We start from the raw sequence: 16152 nt of genomic DNA, 5'->3' as shown, positions 1-16152 counted from the left end.
AAGAAAAAGCCAGCATTTCACCGGCTTTTAGATAATAAGAAGGTTAGATGTAATTAAGTCACTTAGTCATTTAGCCAGCCAGAGGCTTTAGTTTGAGCAACAACACGATCAACTTGGGCTGGTGCATTTCCTACATAAGTTGTTGGATCTAAAAGTGCATCAAGCTCTTCTTGAGTAATGTGATCACGAATACGGGTATCACGATTAATTGCTTCAACAAAAGTTATACCTTCTTCTTGCCCTGACATTGATGCTTCATACACAATTTCATGTGCAGTTTGTTTACCTGCTTTATCAGATAGTGCAAACATCACACGCTCTGCCAACATAAAGCCACCCAAAATATCCATATTTTCGCGCATTTTTTCTACATGCACATTTAATCCACCTAATACTGTTTTCATATTATCGAAGATAACAGACAGCATCAGGCACATTTCTGGCATGATTTTCCATTCCATTTTCCAAATTGCGCCATCACGCTCATGTTGATGTTTCATCATATCCGTTAATACAGACAGATTGGCTTTTAGGGTATTACTTACACAAGCCGCATTTTCCACAATGGCAGGATTACGTTTATGTGGCATAGTCGAAGAGCCTACCTGTCCTTTACTAAACGGCTCAGATAATTCATCAATTTCGTTATGCGCTAATAGTAGGATTTCATTGGCAATTTTACCTAGCGTACCGCTAATTAAGCCGATTAACATGCCATATTCACTGAATCTATCACGCGCAGGTTGCCATGAAATTTCAGGTACACCTAAACCTAAGCGTTGTAATACACGGGCTTCTAATTCATCAGCTTTATCGCTTAAAGAGGCTTTTGTCCCCACAGCACCGACCACACTACCCACAAATAAGCGAGGCTCGATCTCTTTAAGACGTTGATAATGACGTGCTAATTCTGTTAACCAAATTGCAGTTTTATGACCAAATGTAATTGGCAGAGCTTGTAATGCTAATGTACGCCCAACCATTGGTGTGTTGCGATGTTGTTCACTTAATGAAAGCAATGCACGACCTAATACTTTGATATCACGTAAAAAAGTATGATGAGCATCTTTTAGTTGTAATACAAGGCCAGTATCAATTACATCTTGTGTAGTTGGACCAAAATGAACATATTCCCCATAATGTTCTGGACAAGCATGTTCTAAACCACGGATTGTTGGCACTAATGGATGGCGAGTAAGACGCACTTGTTCTAATACATAATCCATATCGAGCTTTTCAAGTTTCGCGGTGTCTGCAATAACTTTTGCCGCCTCTTTCGGGATCAAACCTAATTCAGCTTGTTCAATAGCTAATGCCGCTTCATAATCAAGCCAATTTTGCATTCTTGTTTTATCAGAAAAAATAGTTCTCATCTCTTCTGTTGACCATAAATTCTTTAATAAAACTGAATCAAAAACGCTGGTTCCCATAATTATTTCCCCTGTTAAAAAAATAATAAAAAAATCGTTTTTTTAATCAAACGACTTGTTAGATTGTTATTTTATTTATGCAATATAATCTCAAAAAAAACACTTTGATAATTTTAATCTAATTTCAAATATTTCTTATCAATTAAAAAATAACACTAATTCAATGCGTTATAAATAACTCTTTATTTATTAGTTATAACTTTTGAATCTTAAATAACATTTAAGATTTAATTAGAATAATTAATGCTAAAAAGTTAGAGGAAGATCATCATTTTTAGAAAATAGCTATTTTAAAAATAAATAAGTTTGTTATAAATAATAGAAACAAAATAAGCGCGAACAGTAATTAATCATTTTATTTAATTACCGGGGAACTCTATTTCTATATTCGGAGATATTAATAATGAAACAAAATAAACAAACAAAATTGATACACAGCGGACGTCAAGAAATTAAAACTTCTGGCCCCATTAATCCACCAGTTATGAGAGCCAGCACTATTGTTTTTGACTCAATAAAAAGCTGGCGCGATGTGCGTGATCGTCGTGCAACAGAACGTGTATTAAGTTATGGCGCTCGTGGCACCGAAACCGCTTTTGCATTAGAAGCATTAGTAACTGAATTAGAAGGCGGCCATCGTGCACAGTTATTCCCTACTGGATTGGCAGCTATCGCTGTAACCATCATGGGATATGCGCGCAGTGGTGGACATGTTTTATTTGCAGATTCTGTTTATGAACCTGTGCGTAAAATCGCATCGGCTTTCCTTGAACCCAATAACATTGCTTATAGCTTCTTTAAAACAGATGGTTCAGATTTTGAGCAAAAAATTCAACAAAATACACAGCTTATTTTTGTAGAATCACCAGGATCACTTCTTTATGAAATGCTCGATTTACCTGAGATCTGCCGTATTGCTCATGAAAGGAATATTCCTGTCGGTGTTGATAATACATGGGGCTCTGCGTGGCTTTATAACCCGCTAGAATTAGGCGCTGATGTCTCTGTTATTGCAGCAACTAAATATTTGTGCGGTCACTCTGATGTGATGATGGGCATTATGGTTGCGAATGAAAAAGCATGGGAAAAAATTGGTGCATTACCTGAAGCATTAGGCCAAGCCAGTAGCCCTGATGATGCAGCACTCGTACTTCGCGGAATGAGAACATTAGGTCAACGTATTGCTGCTCATGGTAAATCAGCTTTGACTATCGCACAGTGGCTAGAAACTCGTCCTGAAGTTGAAAAAGTATGGTTCCCTGAATTACCTAATCACCCTCGTCATGATTTATGGAAACGTGACTGCAAAGGCAGCAATGGTCTATTAACCATTGAATTTAAACAAGAGTTTACCGCAAAACAATCAGAGCAATTTATTGATGCACTTGAACTATTTGGTATTGGTGCATCTTGGGGCGGATTTGAAAGCCTTGCATTACCCGCCAATGTCGTTGGCGCAAGAACAGCATCTAATTGGCGTGAAGGTCATGGTCCTTTTGTCCGTTTACATGTTGGCCTTGAAGCAACGGATGATCTTATTGCAGATATTACACAAGCTTTTTCAGCATTAAACCAATAACAAAAAATATTGCATCATTACCGGGGAATTCTCTATGACAGGTTTAATCATTGCCGCGCTGGTAACTGCGTTGGTGGTTTATTTACTGGCGCGAGGTTATAAACCTCAACCAGTATTATTACTCGGGGGCTTGTTGTTATTGCTCCTAACTGCTTCTCTCGACCTTAATCCGTTATTACCTGAAAATAAGACAACTCAATTTAAGTATTTTGATGTCTTTCAAATTTTCACGGATATTATGAGTTCTCGTCTTGCTGGCCTTGGTTTAACGTTAATGGCTATTGCGGGTTTCTCTCGTTATATGGAACACGTAGGCGCAAGCCGTGCTTTATTTGCGATTTTTGAAAAACCATTAAAAGCCATAAAATCACCTTACTTATTATTAGTGATTTCATTTCTAGTCACCCAAATCTTGGTTATTTTTATTCCTAGCCATGCTGGTTTAGGTATGCTGTTAATGGTCACTATGTATCCGATATTAATTCGTTCTGGTATTAGTCCACTTTCCGCTTTAGCCGTTATTGGGTGTTGCCAGTTTATCGACCATGGTCCTGGCTCTGGTAATGTGATTATGGCTGCAAAAACAGCGGATATTGAACCTGCCGTCTATTTTGTTCAGCACCAGTTACCCATTACTATTCCTATTATTATTGCGGTTGCTATCACTCACTTTTTTATTCAACGCTGGTGGGATAAACGTGAAGGATTTGTTTTTGACCCAACAACCATTGATGTTGTAAAAGAAGAAGGTAATAAAATTCCACTGTCTTATGCTCTATTACCAGTGATCCCTTTAATTCTGATTATCGGTTTCAGTCCTTTGCTACACCCTTATATTAAATTAGAAGTTACCACGGCAATGATTATTAGTACCGTAATTGCACTTCTTTTCGAATATGTTCGCTTACGTGATGCAAAAGCAGTGATGAATAGCTTTATGCTGTTCTTTGAAGGGATGGGTAAGCAATTTGTCTTAGTGGTCTCATTAATTGTGTCTGGTGAGTTCTTTGCTAATGGTTTACTTAAAAGTGGTGCCGTCGATACGCTAATTAGTTCTGCTCAAGATGCAGGTTTCGGCATTGCCGCAATGATCATTGTAATGAGTGCCATTCTTGCATTAGCGGCCTTTTTAATGGGATCTGGTAATGCAGCATTCTTTTCATTTGCAGCTTTAACACCAAAAATTGCCGCTTTCTTAAAAGTAGATGTCATTACCTTAATTTTACCAATGCAAATAATGACTAGCTTTGGTCGTACTGTTTCACCAATTACCGCCGCCATTGTTGCCATTGCAGGTATTGCAAATGTCTCACCATTCCAAATAGTTAAACGTACTGCCATTCCTATGGCTGTCGCAGCTATTGTGAACTTAGCAATGACATTCTGGTTTTTATATTCCTAATTAAGTTGTGTTACCCCTTGCCCTTAAACTCATTTACTCCTGAGTTTAAGGGGTTTTTTCTTATCATTGACTGTAACCTTTGATTGAAATAATTAACGCCAACACCAACTTTACTCAGGCTATTTATAAAAAATAAATAGCCTGTTTATTTATCTATTCATCTCTTTTTTAACCACTATCATTTGTCGATTAAACTGACTTAGCACTTGTTTCAACTTCATATCTAGATATACTTTTGCGCAACATTCATCTGCAAATGAACATTATGAAAAAAATAATTATTGTTATAATCGCACTACTTGCCTTCGGTTCTATCGGTGGTGTTTTCCTTGCGGGCTTAAATATCTATACACGCTCCACAACCCCCATAGAAACAGAACAAACTCAACCTGAAACATCACCTGCACAGCAATTTCCAGCTATCCCAGACAGCTCACCTTCTGCTAAATAAATGAGGTCGCACCGTGGAATACGATTACTTTGTTACACCCAAATGGCTATTTGAACATCAACATAATACTGATGTTGTGATCCTTGATGTCAGCGCACCTATGCCAACTCAACAGATTGACTATCAAGCACTTTACCTTGAACGTCATATTCCACATGCTCATTTTTTTAATCTCGATGAAATCGCAGATAAAACGACAACATTGCCACATATGTTGCCATCTGATGCGCTCTTTTCAGAAACGCTAACGCAATTAGGTATCTCTAATACCACAACTGTTATTCTTTACGATCAAGGCAACTTATTTTCCGCACCTAGAGGTTGGTGGACATTAACAACTCTAGGTTGTCATAATGTGCGCATTCTTGCTGGCGGTCTGCAAGCATGGGTTGATGCTGGATTTGCTATAGAACAAGGTGATGCTATCAAGACACCAGCACAATCTCCATTTGTAGTTGAACGTCACGCCCAGCGTTATGCCAATAAACAACAACTTCTTGATAATCTAGCGACAAAGCAAAAACAGATGGTTGATGCACGTTCTGCAGATCGCTTTTATGGTAGAGCACCAGAACCCCGCCCAGGTTTGCGCAGTGGACATATCCCCGGCAGTAAAAATGTGCCTTGGAATGAATTAGTTATAGATGGGCAATTAAAAGATAAAACTGAATTAAAGCAAATATTTGAACAGGCCGGTGTTGATTTATCACAACCCATTATTGTTACTTGTGGCTCAGGTATGACTGCAGCAATTTTATTTTTAGCATTAACCGTATTAGGTTGCCAATCCATCGCACTTTATGACGGCTCTTGGGCGCAATGGGGTGCTGAAAGTGCCCTTCCCTGTGAATGCTGATTTAATCAATCCTCGCTTTAAAAAGTAAACCCGCATTACGCGGGTTTATTATCAATATCTATTTGGTGTGAAGGCATTAACTTGCAAATATTTTTGCAAGATAGAGCACTACAATGGCACCAATCACAGCGACAACAAAGCTACCGAAATTAAATCCATCCACTTTACCTTTGCCAAAGAAGCTACTAATTGCACCACCGACAACCGCACCTACAATACCAAGAATACAAGTCCATATCAGACCAATATCATAAGAGCCTGGCATTAAGAATTTCGCCAAAATACCTGCGATTAAACCAAAGATAATCCAAGCAAGAATTCCCATATTTCCCCCTAAAATAGTCATGATATAAACAACATACCTAAAAAATGTCACTTATTGAGTGTAAGTCGAAAAAGTGATTTTTTCCAATTATTAGAAATAAATTACACAATATTTAGGATAAATAGATGGATTGTTTCTTAATGAATAAAAAAATAGCGCTGATTAATTAGCACTATTTTTTATTGGATAAGATTATTTTTAAACTACAGAGCCTCTATTGCCACTGCAATTTCTGGCGACGTTTTTAATGTTCTAATTTGTCTAAATAACTCATCAGCTTCTGGATACTCTTTGCGTAAATAACTAAACCACTGTTTAATGCGTGATGCATGATAAATTGTCGTATCACCACGCTTTTCTAAACGAACATAGCGCTTTAATAATTCAATCACCTCAGACCAAGGCATCCTTGTCTCTATGCCTTTAACAACACGGCTTAAGTTAGGTGTATTCATTGCACCACGGCCAATCATTATCGCATCACAACCTGTTGTGGCTAAACAGGCCAATGCATCTTCACGGTTCCAAATTTCACCATTGGCAATCACAGGTATTGAGAGCCTTTGGCGAATATCACCAATGGCCTGCCAATTGATTTTTTCAGCATTATAGCCATCTTCTTTTGTTCTGCCATGTACTATGATTTCTGTTGCACCACCTTGTGCTACGGCATCAGCAATTTCATAACTATATGCAGAAGAATCCCAACCAAGTCTGACTTTTACTGATACGGGCAATTCTAAAGGTACTGCATTACGCATTGCTTTTGTCGCTTGATAAATAGTTTCTGGCTGTTTTAAAAGTGAAGCACCACCACCACTACCATTAACCGTTTTTGAAGGGCAACCACAGTTTAAATCAACACCCCAAGAGCCTAAAGAAACAGCTCTAAAAGCATTTTCAGCCAACCATTGTGGGTGTTGTCCTAATAATTGCACTCGCACCAGTGTTCCACTTTTAGTGCGACTTTCTGTCTGCAATTCAGGACATAAGCGATAAAAAGCTTTCGTTGGCAGTAATGAATCTACAACTCGTACAAACTCTGTAATACAGAGATCGTAATCGTTAATCGAGGTGAGTAACTCTCTCACAAGGGGGTCTAAAACCCCCTCCATTGGCGCTAATAGAACTCGCACTTTTTAACCTCAAAACTCTTTTCTAGCTTTTGACCAAGGGTTTTGATTATCACTAGCTTCATCACTTTTACGTGAACGACGAGGCCCTAATTTACCAGTACGTGAACCATCTTTATTACGGTAGTTTTCTTTACTTTTATTGCGTCCAGACTCTTTACCTTCACTATCGCTGTCTTTACGACTATTGTTGCGATTGTCTTTACCACGAATATCTGCACGACCACCACTTCTACGCGGGGCATTATTTTTTGGTTTTTTATGCAAAGGCGCGGCTTTAATTGAAGGGTCAGGATCGTAACCATCTAACGCTAAACGTGGAATTTCACGTTTTAATAGACGCTCGATATCAGCTAATAAACCATGTTCATCAACACAAACCAGTGAAATAGCCTTACCCGTTGCAGCAGCGCGACCAGTTCTACCAATACGGTGAACATAATCTTCTGCCACTTGCGGTAATTCAAAATTGACGACATAAGGCAGTTGGTCGATATCAAGACCACGAGCTGCAATATCTGTTGCAACTAATGCTTTTAATTTACCATCTTTAAAGTCAGCTAAAGCACGAGTTCTCGCACCTTGACTTTTATTGCCATGAATAGCGGCTGATTTAATACCATCGGCATTTAAATGTTCAGCAAGTTTATTCGCACCGTGCTTTGTACGTGTAAAAATAAGCACTTGTGACCAGTTTTCTAAGCCAATTAAATGTGACAACAACTCTGTTTTACGTTTTTTATCCACTAAATGGACATATTGATCAACAGATTCAGCTGCTGAATTTTTTGGTGCAACAGAAATACTCACAGGATTATTTAACAGCGAGTTGGCAAGTCCTGTGATCTCTTTAGAGAATGTTGCAGAGAACAATAAATTTTGACGTTTTTTAGGTAATTTATTGATCACACGGCGAATATCATGAATAAAGCCCATATCTAACATACGATCAGCTTCATCAAGCACTAAGACTTCAACATGAGAAAGATCAACCGCATTTTGATGTTCAAGGTCGAGTAAACGTCCTGGCGTTGCTATCAATACATCAACACCACCGCGCAATTTCATCATTTGTGGGTTAATACTCACACCACCAAAAACCACAAGTGAACGGATTGGCAAGTAACGGCTATAAGCTTTCACATTCTCAGCAATCTGCGCAGCGAGTTCACGGGTTGGCGTTAAAATTAGCGCTTTAACTGGTTGACGGCCTTTAGTTTTTTCTGCAGATTGAGCTAACTTTTCCAAGATCGGCAATGTAAACGCCGCCGTTTTTCCGGTCCCTGTTTGCGCACTGGCTAATACGTCTTTACCCGCCAAAATCGGCTCAATCGCCTGTTGTTGAATAGGGGTTGGGGTTTTATACCCTTGTTCATCAATAGCGCGGAGAAGCGCCTCACTTAAACCAAGCGATGTAAAATCGGTCAAAACAGTAGTCTCCTACAACCAGAACGTATAACACGGTGATTGAAATTAAAAATGACGGGCTTTCATGCTGTCAATCTATAGGTATTATTACTCTATAGGTACTACCATTTAGTCGGTAAGACAGTGATGAAAGAGAATGAACCTTGCTAGGTTAACCTAATAACCCCTATTTTAACAGTTTTTGCTATATTCAGAATACAAAAATAATTTTCAATAATAGATAGCGTTTTTTTTTATTACAAAACATATTACAAAACACCTTTATTTGATTATTTATTACAAAATTTCCCTATTGTTCAATATCATCTAATATAATACTCCTTGTTATCGCTGTTTTTAATATCATTGGTTTTGTTACATTTTACTTAAGTAAGGTATCTTCTATTATGTCAGAAACCCATCAGAAGACGACTCGTGGTGAACTAGCAAAACGACAATTATTGGAAGCGGCATGTGAGATCTTTGGTAAAAATGGCCCTGATGCCGCCACCACACGCCAAATTGCACAAGCTGCTCAACAAAATATTGCCGCTATCGCTTATTATTTTGGTTCTAAAGAAGGGTTGTATCTCGCCGTTGCACAACATATTGCTGATCTTATCCGTCTTGATTTTGAACCAACCGTTGCCATTATTGACGAATTTCTTGAACAACCCAATCCCACAGAGCATTTACCATTGCTACAAACGCTGATCACAGATAGCTTTTTACAATATGCTCAACTGGTACTTGATAAAGCCAATATTCATATTAGTCGTATCATGGCAAGAGAACAGCTTGTTCCTACCGAAGCGTATTCCCTTATCCACCAGCAAGCATTATCACCACTTTTAACTCGTGTGAATAAATTATTAGCTATCTATATTGGTTTAGATCCCACACTTCCGACGACAATGCTACACACTCACGCTATTTTAGGAGAAGTGCTATCATTTCGTTTAGTGAGAGAAACCATTCTAAGACAAACAGGATGGGATAGAATTGGTAAGAATGAATATCAAATTATCTCTAATACTTTAAAAACACATATTACGTTATTACTCAATGGATTAAGAGAGATTTATACTCACCCACATCATGCATAAATAGAGTTATTATGAAAACTAAAAAAATCAGTTTCTTTATCATCTTAATGATTATTATCGGTGTTATTGCAGGTATCTATTATTACGAAGAAAACAAAGAGTCTGAATTAGTACTCTATGGTAATGTCGATATACGTACTGTTAACCTGAGTTTTCGTGTTGCAGGGAAATTAGATTCATTACTCGTTGATGAAGGTGCCCCAGTCAAACAAGGGCAATTGTTAGGAAAGCTTGATGATGCCCCCTATCGTAATGCACTAAATAAAGCTTATGGTGAGCGTGATAGTGCTATTGCTGCATTAGCATTAATGGAAGCCGGTTATCGCAGTGAAGAAATTGCACAAGCCCAATCTGACGTGTCATTAAAACAAGCAGCTTGGCAATATGCCGACAACTTTTATAAACGCCAGCAAGATTTGGCTAACCGAAAGGTAATTTCAGCCAATGATTTAGATAGCGCGAGAAATAATCGCAATCAAGCAGCCGCGGCCTTAAAAGCAGCCCAAGATAAATTAAATCAATATCAAAATGGTTATCGAAAAGAAGATATTGATGCAGCTAAAGGGCAAGTTATGCAGGCAAAAGCCGCCGTTGCTCAAGCGGAGTTAAACCTTCAAGACACACAGTTAGTCTCACCTTCACAAGGTACAGTATTAACAAGGGCCGTTGAACCAGGCACTATTTTATCTGCTGGTAATCCCGTATTTACAGTGTCTTTGACTAACCCTGTTTGGGTTAGAGCGTATATTAGTGAAACCCACTTAAGTGAAGCAATCCCTAATAGAGAAGTCTATCTCTACACTGATGGGCGCAAAGATAAGCCTTATCATGGCACTATCGGTTTTATTTCACCGACAGCAGAATTTACGCCAAAGAGTGTCGAAACACCGGAATTAAGAACTGACTTAGTTTATCGACTCCGCGTTGTTGTGACGGATGCTGACGATGCATTACGCCAAGGAATGCCCGTGACTTTAAAATTTGCACCCACTCATTAAGTGGGAGGCGAAATGGAACACACTGATTACACTATCGAACTACAAGGCGTTGAAAAACGCTTTACCGGTCTAGAATGCCCGGCGGTTTCTGCATTAACAGCCACCATAACGGGTGGCTCTGTCACAGGTTTAGTCGGCCCAGATGGTGCGGGTAAAACCACATTAATTCGTATGCTTGCTGGGCTATTAAAACCAGATGCAGGTGATATTCGTATTTTAGGAATGGATCCGCAAAAACAAAGCGTGGATGTCCGAGCTATTCTTGGCTATATGCCTCAAAAATTTGGTCTCTATGAAGATTTAACGGTGTTAGAAAACCTTAATCTTTATGCCGATTTAAAAAATGTTATCGGTGAAGAGCGCAAAAAAGTTTATCAACAATTGCTCTCTTTTACCGATCTCACACGCTTTACCTCTCGCCTTGCAGGTAATCTTTCAGGAGGTATGAAACAGAAACTGGGGCTAGCTTGTACTTTGTTAGGTAGCCCTAAAGTCTTGCTACTTGATGAGCCAGGCGTCGGCGTTGATCCCATTGCACGCCGTGAGCTTTGGCAAATGGTACATGCCTTAGCCAGTGATGGTATGTTGATACTGTGGAGTACCTCTTATCTTGATGAAGCAGAACAATGTAAAAATATTCTCTTACTTAATAAAGGAGAGTTACTTTATTGTGGTATTCCACAAGACTTAACAGCGAAAATGGCAGGCCGTTCTTTTCTACTTGATGTTGAAGGCCATCAGCGAAGAAAAGTATTACAACAAGCTATTATTCAACCCCAAGTGACAGATGGTGTTATTCAAGGACAATCGGTTCGTTTGATATTGAAAAAACAAAGTAATCAATCCGAATTACTCAATGCCTTGGGTAAACCTGATGCTAAACTTATTCCAGCAACACCGCGCTTTGAAGATGCTTTTATTGATTTATTAGGAGGTGGACCTTCTCATAAATCTGAATTAGCTGAAATTATGCCTCAAATTCCTCCCGCCCCCAATGAAACCGTTATTGAAGCACAGCAACTAACCAAAATGTTTGGTCAATTTGCGGCAACCGATCACGTTGATTTTCAAGTTAAACGAGGTGAAATTTTTGGGTTATTGGGGCCTAATGGTGCAGGAAAATCGACAACCTTTAAAATGATGTGTGGTTTATTAGTTCCCACCAGCGGTAAAGCGCTGGTATTAGGTATGGACTTAAAAGAGAGCTCGGGTAAAGCTCGCCAACATTTAGGTTATATGGCACAAAAATTCTCACTTTATGGCAACCTTAAAGTGGGACAAAACTTGAAATTCTTCTCTGGTGTTTATGGCTTACACGGCAAACAACAGCGAGATAAAATCAACGATATGATAACTGCCTTTGGTTTACAACCGATGGTAAATCAAATCACTGAAACCTTACCTTTAGGTTATAAGCAGCGCCTTGCTCTTGCATGCTCATTGATGCATGAACCCGATATTCTCTTTTTAGATGAACCCACATCAGGTGTAGATCCCTTAACACGTCGAGAATTTTGGCTACATATTAATGGCATGGTTGATAAAGGAGTAACCGTAATGGTGACCACTCACTTTATGGACGAAGCAGAATATTGTGATCGTATTGGTTTAGTTTATCGCGGAAAAATTATTGCTGCAGGAGAACCAGATTCTCTCAAAAAAATGGTTGCCAGCGACGATAATCCAACACCTTCAATGGAAGATGCGTTTATAGGTTTAGTGTTGGATTACGATAAAAAACTTGAACGTGAAAATGATAAAGGGAGCGAAAAACATGCGTAATTCAGCTCAATCCTCTCATGCCCGTTTTTCTTGGCGACGTTTGTTCGCGTTATGTTTAAAAGAAACAAAACAGATCACCCGTGATCCCAGTAGCGCCCTCATCGCTTTTGTGATCCCCCTCACTTTGTTGTTTATTTTTGGCTACGGTATTAACTTGGATTCGAGTAAGTTAAATATTGGCATTTTGACTAATCAACAAAGCCAACCTGCACAAGAGCTCGTTTACACTTTTACCAATTCACAGTATATCAACGCAACTATTAGCGATAATCGACAATTATTGATCGATAAGATGCAAGCAGGACAAATTCGGGGCATTGTGGTTATTCCTGTGAACTTTGCTGAATTACTGACCCGACAAGATACCCAAGCACCCATTCAGGTGATCACCGATGGCAGTGAGCCTAACACTGCAAACTTTGTACAAGCCTATACCAAAGGGGTTTGGCAAATCTGGCTACAACAACAAGCTATCAGCAAGGGGATTGATACTACACCACTAATTGAAGTAGAACCGCGCTATTGGTTTAACCCTGCGGCAATTAGTCAGCACTATATTATTCCGGGTGCCGTTACTATTATTATTACCGTTGTCGGCGCAATTCTCACTTCGTTAGTAATAGCTCGTGAATGGGAACGTGGCACAATGGAAGCCTTACTTTCAACCCAAATCACACGTACCGAGCTCTTACTTTCAAAACTTATTCCTTACCAAGTTTTAGGCAGTTTTGTCATGGTACTGTGCATGGTGGTAACCGTCTTTGTGTTAGGGGTACCTTATCGAGGATCACTTTGGATTTTAGGGGGGATCACCTCGCTCTTTTTAGCCACTGCCTTAGGTATGGGATTACTCATTTCAACACTGACTCGCAATCAATTTAATGCCGCCATGATCGCCCTAAATGCTGCTTTTTTACCTGCGATTATGTTGTCGGGTTTTGTGTTTGAAATTGATAGCATGCCATTTTTTATTCAGGTGGTGACTTATTTCATTCCTGCACGTTATTTTGTCAGTAGCTTGCAAACGCTATTTTTAGCAGGCGATATTCCATTGATATTAATATTAGATATGTGGTTGCTGATCGTTTCTGCCCTATTTTTTATTGGCTTAACTGCATTAACAACACGACGTCGATTAGATTAAAGGGAGAGTATTTATGTTTTATCGTCTTCTCACCCTAATAATGAAAGAGCTACAGTCATTATTACAAGAGCCTCAGACTCGTATTATTTTGATAATGCCTGTTATCTTTCAAATGATCTTATTTCCTTTTGCCGCAACATTAGATGTTACCAATGCCTCTATCGCAATTTTTGATGAGGATAATGGTAAACAATCTATTGAGTTAACCCAACGTATTGCCAAAGCGAGTGCATTTTCTCAAACATTATTACTGAAAAATGAACATGAAATAAAAGAGACCATTGATAATCGTAAAGCTCTTTTATTGGTTCGGTTTCCACAAAACTTTAGTGCTAATTTAGAAAGCCAAATCCCTGTTAAATTGCAATTAATCTTAGATGGACGAAATTCTAACAGTGCGCAAATTGCAGCTAGTTATGTACAACAAATCGTACAAAATTATCAAACTGAATTAGCAGGGCATACACCGTCTTTACTGAATAAAACAGAACTTGTTGTTCGTAATTGGTATAACCCAAATTTAAATTATAAATGGTTTATTGTGCCCTCATTAGTAGCATTGATTATCACCATTGGCGTGATGATAGTCACTTCACTTTCTGTTGCTAGAGAGCGAGAGCAAGGTACCTTGGATCAACTACTAGTTTCCCCTCTGTCAACATGGCAAATTTTTGTGGGTAAAGCGGTTCCGGCAATGGTTGTTGCCGCCATTCAAGGCTCTATTGTATTGATTATAGGCATATTTTGTTATCAAATACCCTTTTCAGGTTCATTATTATTGTTTTACTTTACCATGCTAATTTATGGTTTATCGCTGGTGGGTTTTGGATTATTAATATCAGCATTAAGTTCGACACAACAACAGGCTTTTATTGGCGTTTTTGTGTTTATGATGCCAGCCGTTTTATTATCAGGTTATATTTCTCCCGTAGAAAACATGCCAGTTTGGCTACAACATGCCACATGGATAAACCCAATTCGTCATTTCACCGATATTACAAAACAGATTTACCTTAAAAATGCAGATATCACAGTAATATGGCACAGTTTATGGCCTTTATTAGTGATTACAGCAGGCACAGGCTCCTTTGCGTATTATCTTTTTCAAAGGAAGATTGTTTAAAACAATGGTAATTACTTTAGAGGAACTTTTATGACTCCTTTTATTTCTGGTATTAACATTCTCTTTGTTGCGGGTTTTGGCCCAATTACTTGCGATAATGCACAAAGCCAAACATTTTATAAAGATGTGCTTAATCTGCCGTTAAAACCAATGGAAGGTAACAGTGACTATTTATCGATATCAGAAAGTGAATTAAAAGGCGTTCAACATTTTGCACTGTGGCCTTTAGAGCAGGCAGCTATGTCTTGCTTTGGCCAAAATAAATGGGCTGACTCTCTGCCAGTGCCACAATACTGGGTTGAATTTGAGGTGGAGGATATTGATAGTGCAACTCAAACTTTAAAACAAAAAGGCTATCAATTGTTAGTTGATAATCGTGTTGAACCTTGGGGACAAACAGTTACTCGCTTATTGAGTCCTGAAGGCGCTTTAATCGGTTTAACTATTACACCTTGGTTGCGAGATAATTAAACTTTATTCTATTTAAATTGTGTGCAACAGAAAAATTCTCTTAACAAAAACACAAAAAAAATCCCACAACTTATAAAGTTATGGGATTTATTTTTTATGCTGTTTTTAAACTACGTTTATCCGCAGATACCGTTAAAATTAACGACGATCGCCTAAAATACGCAGTAACATTAAGAACAGATTGATGAAATCTAAATAAAGCGTTAATGCACCCATAATTGAGTAACGGCGCATATTTTCTTTATCTTCTTGGTTAATCTCATTACCCATGTCTTTTAATTTTTGTGTGTCGTAAGCCGTTAAACCTGCGAAAATTAACACACCTGCGTAAGAGATAACCATGCTCATCATTGAGCTTTGCATAAAGATATTAACGATAGATGCAATAATGATACCGATAAGCCCCATAAACAGGAAGCTACCCATACCCGTTAAGCTACGCTTAGTGGTGTAACCGTAAATGCTTAATGCACCAAACATTGCCGCACAAATAAAGAATGTGCTCGCAATTGAAGATGCAGTATAAAGCAGTAATACACTTGAGATAGTCACACCCGTTAGCACGGAATAGAGCATAAATAATGAGGTTGCCATTGCACCACTCATTTTATGGACCATACCTGATAACACGAAAACTAACCCTAATTGAGCAATGATCAGACCAAAGAAGACGATCTTGCTTGAGAAAATCATTGATAATAATGCTTCGCTTGATGCAACGTAGAATGCAACAAACGCAGTTAATAGCAGACCTACAGTCATCCAACCATAAACCTGAGCCATAAAGGTTTGTAGGCCAGAACCTGTGCGCTGTACGATTGAATCATTTGAACGTGAAAATCGATCCATGATGATTACCCTTTAATCATAGTGATAACGTTAGGTTTAACGATAACGTTTATTTCAGTAAAGAGCCCATTATGGACTCATTAGAATTTAATTTTA

15 protein-coding genes are annotated in these 16152 nt (G+C 38.6%); 10 read left to right on the top strand and 5 right to left on the bottom strand.

Annotated elements, in window-relative coordinates:
• Positions 1-62: 62 nt before the first annotated feature.
• Entirely contained in the window at positions 63-1430 is a 1368-nt protein-coding gene (gene purB, locus GWI68_RS17320; protein WP_166541075.1) for an adenylosuccinate lyase, read from the bottom strand.
• 403 nt (positions 1431-1833) lie between these two features.
• Between purB and metC the strand changes: the two genes are divergently transcribed.
• The 4 genes from metC (at position 1834) to sseA (ending at position 5718) form a co-directional block, all read left to right on the top strand.
• A complete protein-coding gene (metC, locus tag GWI68_RS17315) occupies positions 1834-3009 on the top strand; it encodes a cystathionine beta-lyase (RefSeq protein WP_166541074.1) in 1176 nt (391 codons plus the stop codon).
• 34 nt (positions 3010-3043) lie between these two features.
• The gene (gene dcuC, locus GWI68_RS17310) at positions 3044-4411 is read left to right on the top strand and encodes a C4-dicarboxylate transporter DcuC (protein WP_166541073.1); all 1368 of its coding nucleotides are present in this window, start codon (positions 3044-3046) and stop codon (positions 4409-4411) included.
• A 262-nt stretch (positions 4412-4673) separates the two neighbouring features.
• Complete coding sequence (locus GWI68_RS17305) at positions 4674-4862, top strand: hypothetical protein (protein WP_227336942.1); 189 nt, start codon at positions 4674-4676, stop codon at positions 4860-4862.
• 13 nt (positions 4863-4875) lie between these two features.
• Positions 4876-5718: a 3-mercaptopyruvate sulfurtransferase gene (sseA, locus tag GWI68_RS17300; RefSeq protein ID WP_166541072.1), complete on the top strand. Its 843-nt coding sequence runs from the start codon at positions 4876-4878 to the stop codon at positions 5716-5718.
• Between the two features lie 76 nt (positions 5719-5794).
• Here sseA and GWI68_RS17295 read toward each other — a convergent pair whose 3' ends face one another.
• From GWI68_RS17295 to rhlE, 3 genes are all read right to left on the bottom strand, one after another.
• Positions 5795-6043, bottom strand: coding sequence for a GlsB/YeaQ/YmgE family stress response membrane protein (locus GWI68_RS17295; protein ID WP_036938310.1), 249 nt, complete (start codon positions 6041-6043; stop codon positions 5795-5797).
• Between the two features lie 203 nt (positions 6044-6246).
• Positions 6247-7179 carry a tRNA dihydrouridine(16) synthase DusC gene (gene dusC, locus GWI68_RS17290; protein ID WP_166541071.1) on the bottom strand — a complete coding sequence of 311 codons (933 nt, stop codon included), beginning with the start codon at positions 7177-7179 and terminating at the stop codon, positions 6247-6249.
• A 9-nt stretch (positions 7180-7188) separates the two neighbouring features.
• Positions 7189-8604 carry an ATP-dependent RNA helicase RhlE gene (gene rhlE / locus GWI68_RS17285; protein ID WP_166541070.1) on the bottom strand — a complete coding sequence of 472 codons (1416 nt, stop codon included), beginning with the start codon at positions 8602-8604 and terminating at the stop codon, positions 7189-7191.
• A 386-nt stretch (positions 8605-8990) separates the two neighbouring features.
• On the opposite strand from rhlE, the gene cecR reads away from it, so the two are divergent.
• From cecR to GWI68_RS17255, 6 genes are read left to right on the top strand one after another with little or no spacing between them, the layout of a single operon-like run.
• Entirely contained in the window at positions 8991-9689 is a 699-nt protein-coding gene (cecR, locus tag GWI68_RS17280) for a transcriptional regulator CecR (RefSeq protein WP_166541069.1), read from the top strand.
• An 11-nt stretch (positions 9690-9700) separates the two neighbouring features.
• Complete coding sequence (hlyD, locus tag GWI68_RS17275; protein ID WP_109409692.1) at positions 9701-10687, top strand: secretion protein HlyD; 987 nt, start codon at positions 9701-9703, stop codon at positions 10685-10687.
• 12 nt (positions 10688-10699) lie between these two features.
• Complete coding sequence (locus tag GWI68_RS17270; protein WP_166541068.1) at positions 10700-12469, top strand: ATP-binding cassette domain-containing protein; 1770 nt, start codon at positions 10700-10702, stop codon at positions 12467-12469.
• The gene (locus GWI68_RS17265; RefSeq protein WP_166541067.1) at positions 12462-13613 is read left to right on the top strand and encodes an ABC transporter permease; all 1152 of its coding nucleotides are present in this window, start codon (positions 12462-12464) and stop codon (positions 13611-13613) included. The genes GWI68_RS17270 and GWI68_RS17265 overlap by 8 nt, the downstream gene beginning before the upstream one ends.
• A 13-nt stretch (positions 13614-13626) precedes the next feature.
• Positions 13627-14736, top strand: coding sequence for an ABC transporter permease (locus tag GWI68_RS17260; RefSeq protein WP_166541066.1), 1110 nt, complete (start codon positions 13627-13629; stop codon positions 14734-14736).
• Positions 14737-14766: 30 nt separating this feature from the next.
• Positions 14767-15207, top strand: a complete 441-nt coding sequence (locus GWI68_RS17255; protein WP_166541065.1) for a VOC family protein — start codon at positions 14767-14769, stop codon at positions 15205-15207.
• A 138-nt stretch (positions 15208-15345) separates the two neighbouring features.
• Here GWI68_RS17255 and GWI68_RS17250 read toward each other — a convergent pair whose 3' ends face one another.
• Positions 15346-16056 (bottom strand): Bax inhibitor-1/YccA family protein, encoded by a 711-nt coding sequence (locus GWI68_RS17250; RefSeq protein WP_072070555.1) that lies wholly within the window; start codon positions 16054-16056, stop codon positions 15346-15348.
• Between the last annotated feature and the right edge of the window lie 96 nt (positions 16057-16152).

It is taken from the genome of Proteus sp. G2669, from assembly GCF_009915245.1.
Classification (GTDB): domain Bacteria; phylum Pseudomonadota; class Gammaproteobacteria; order Enterobacterales; family Enterobacteriaceae; genus Proteus.
This window is presented reverse-complemented; position numbering and strand designations above follow the sequence as displayed.

Bases quoted from the DNA above. Each gene is read 5' to 3' on its own strand.
- cecR (WP_166541069.1), top strand. From the start codon at position 8,991: ATGTCAGAAACCCATCAGAAGACGACTCGTGGTGAACTAGCAAAACGA.
- GWI68_RS17295 (WP_036938310.1), bottom strand. From the start codon at position 6,043: ATGGGAATTCTTGCTTGGATTATCTTTGGTTTAATCGCAGGTATTTTG.
- GWI68_RS17250 (WP_072070555.1), bottom strand. From the start codon at position 16,056: ATGGATCGATTTTCACGTTCAAATGATTCAATCGTACAGCGCACAGGT.
- dcuC (WP_166541073.1), top strand. From the start codon at position 3,044: ATGACAGGTTTAATCATTGCCGCGCTGGTAACTGCGTTGGTGGTTTAT.
- GWI68_RS17265 (WP_166541067.1), top strand. From the start codon at position 12,462: ATGCGTAATTCAGCTCAATCCTCTCATGCCCGTTTTTCTTGGCGACGT.
- purB (WP_166541075.1), bottom strand. From the start codon at position 1,430: ATGGGAACCAGCGTTTTTGATTCAGTTTTATTAAAGAATTTATGGTCA.
- metC (WP_166541074.1), top strand. From the start codon at position 1,834: ATGAAACAAAATAAACAAACAAAATTGATACACAGCGGACGTCAAGAA.
- hlyD (WP_109409692.1), top strand. From the start codon at position 9,701: ATGAAAACTAAAAAAATCAGTTTCTTTATCATCTTAATGATTATTATC.
- GWI68_RS17270 (WP_166541068.1), top strand. From the start codon at position 10,700: ATGGAACACACTGATTACACTATCGAACTACAAGGCGTTGAAAAACGC.
- GWI68_RS17255 (WP_166541065.1), top strand. From the start codon at position 14,767: ATGACTCCTTTTATTTCTGGTATTAACATTCTCTTTGTTGCGGGTTTT.
- GWI68_RS17260 (WP_166541066.1), top strand. From the start codon at position 13,627: ATGTTTTATCGTCTTCTCACCCTAATAATGAAAGAGCTACAGTCATTA.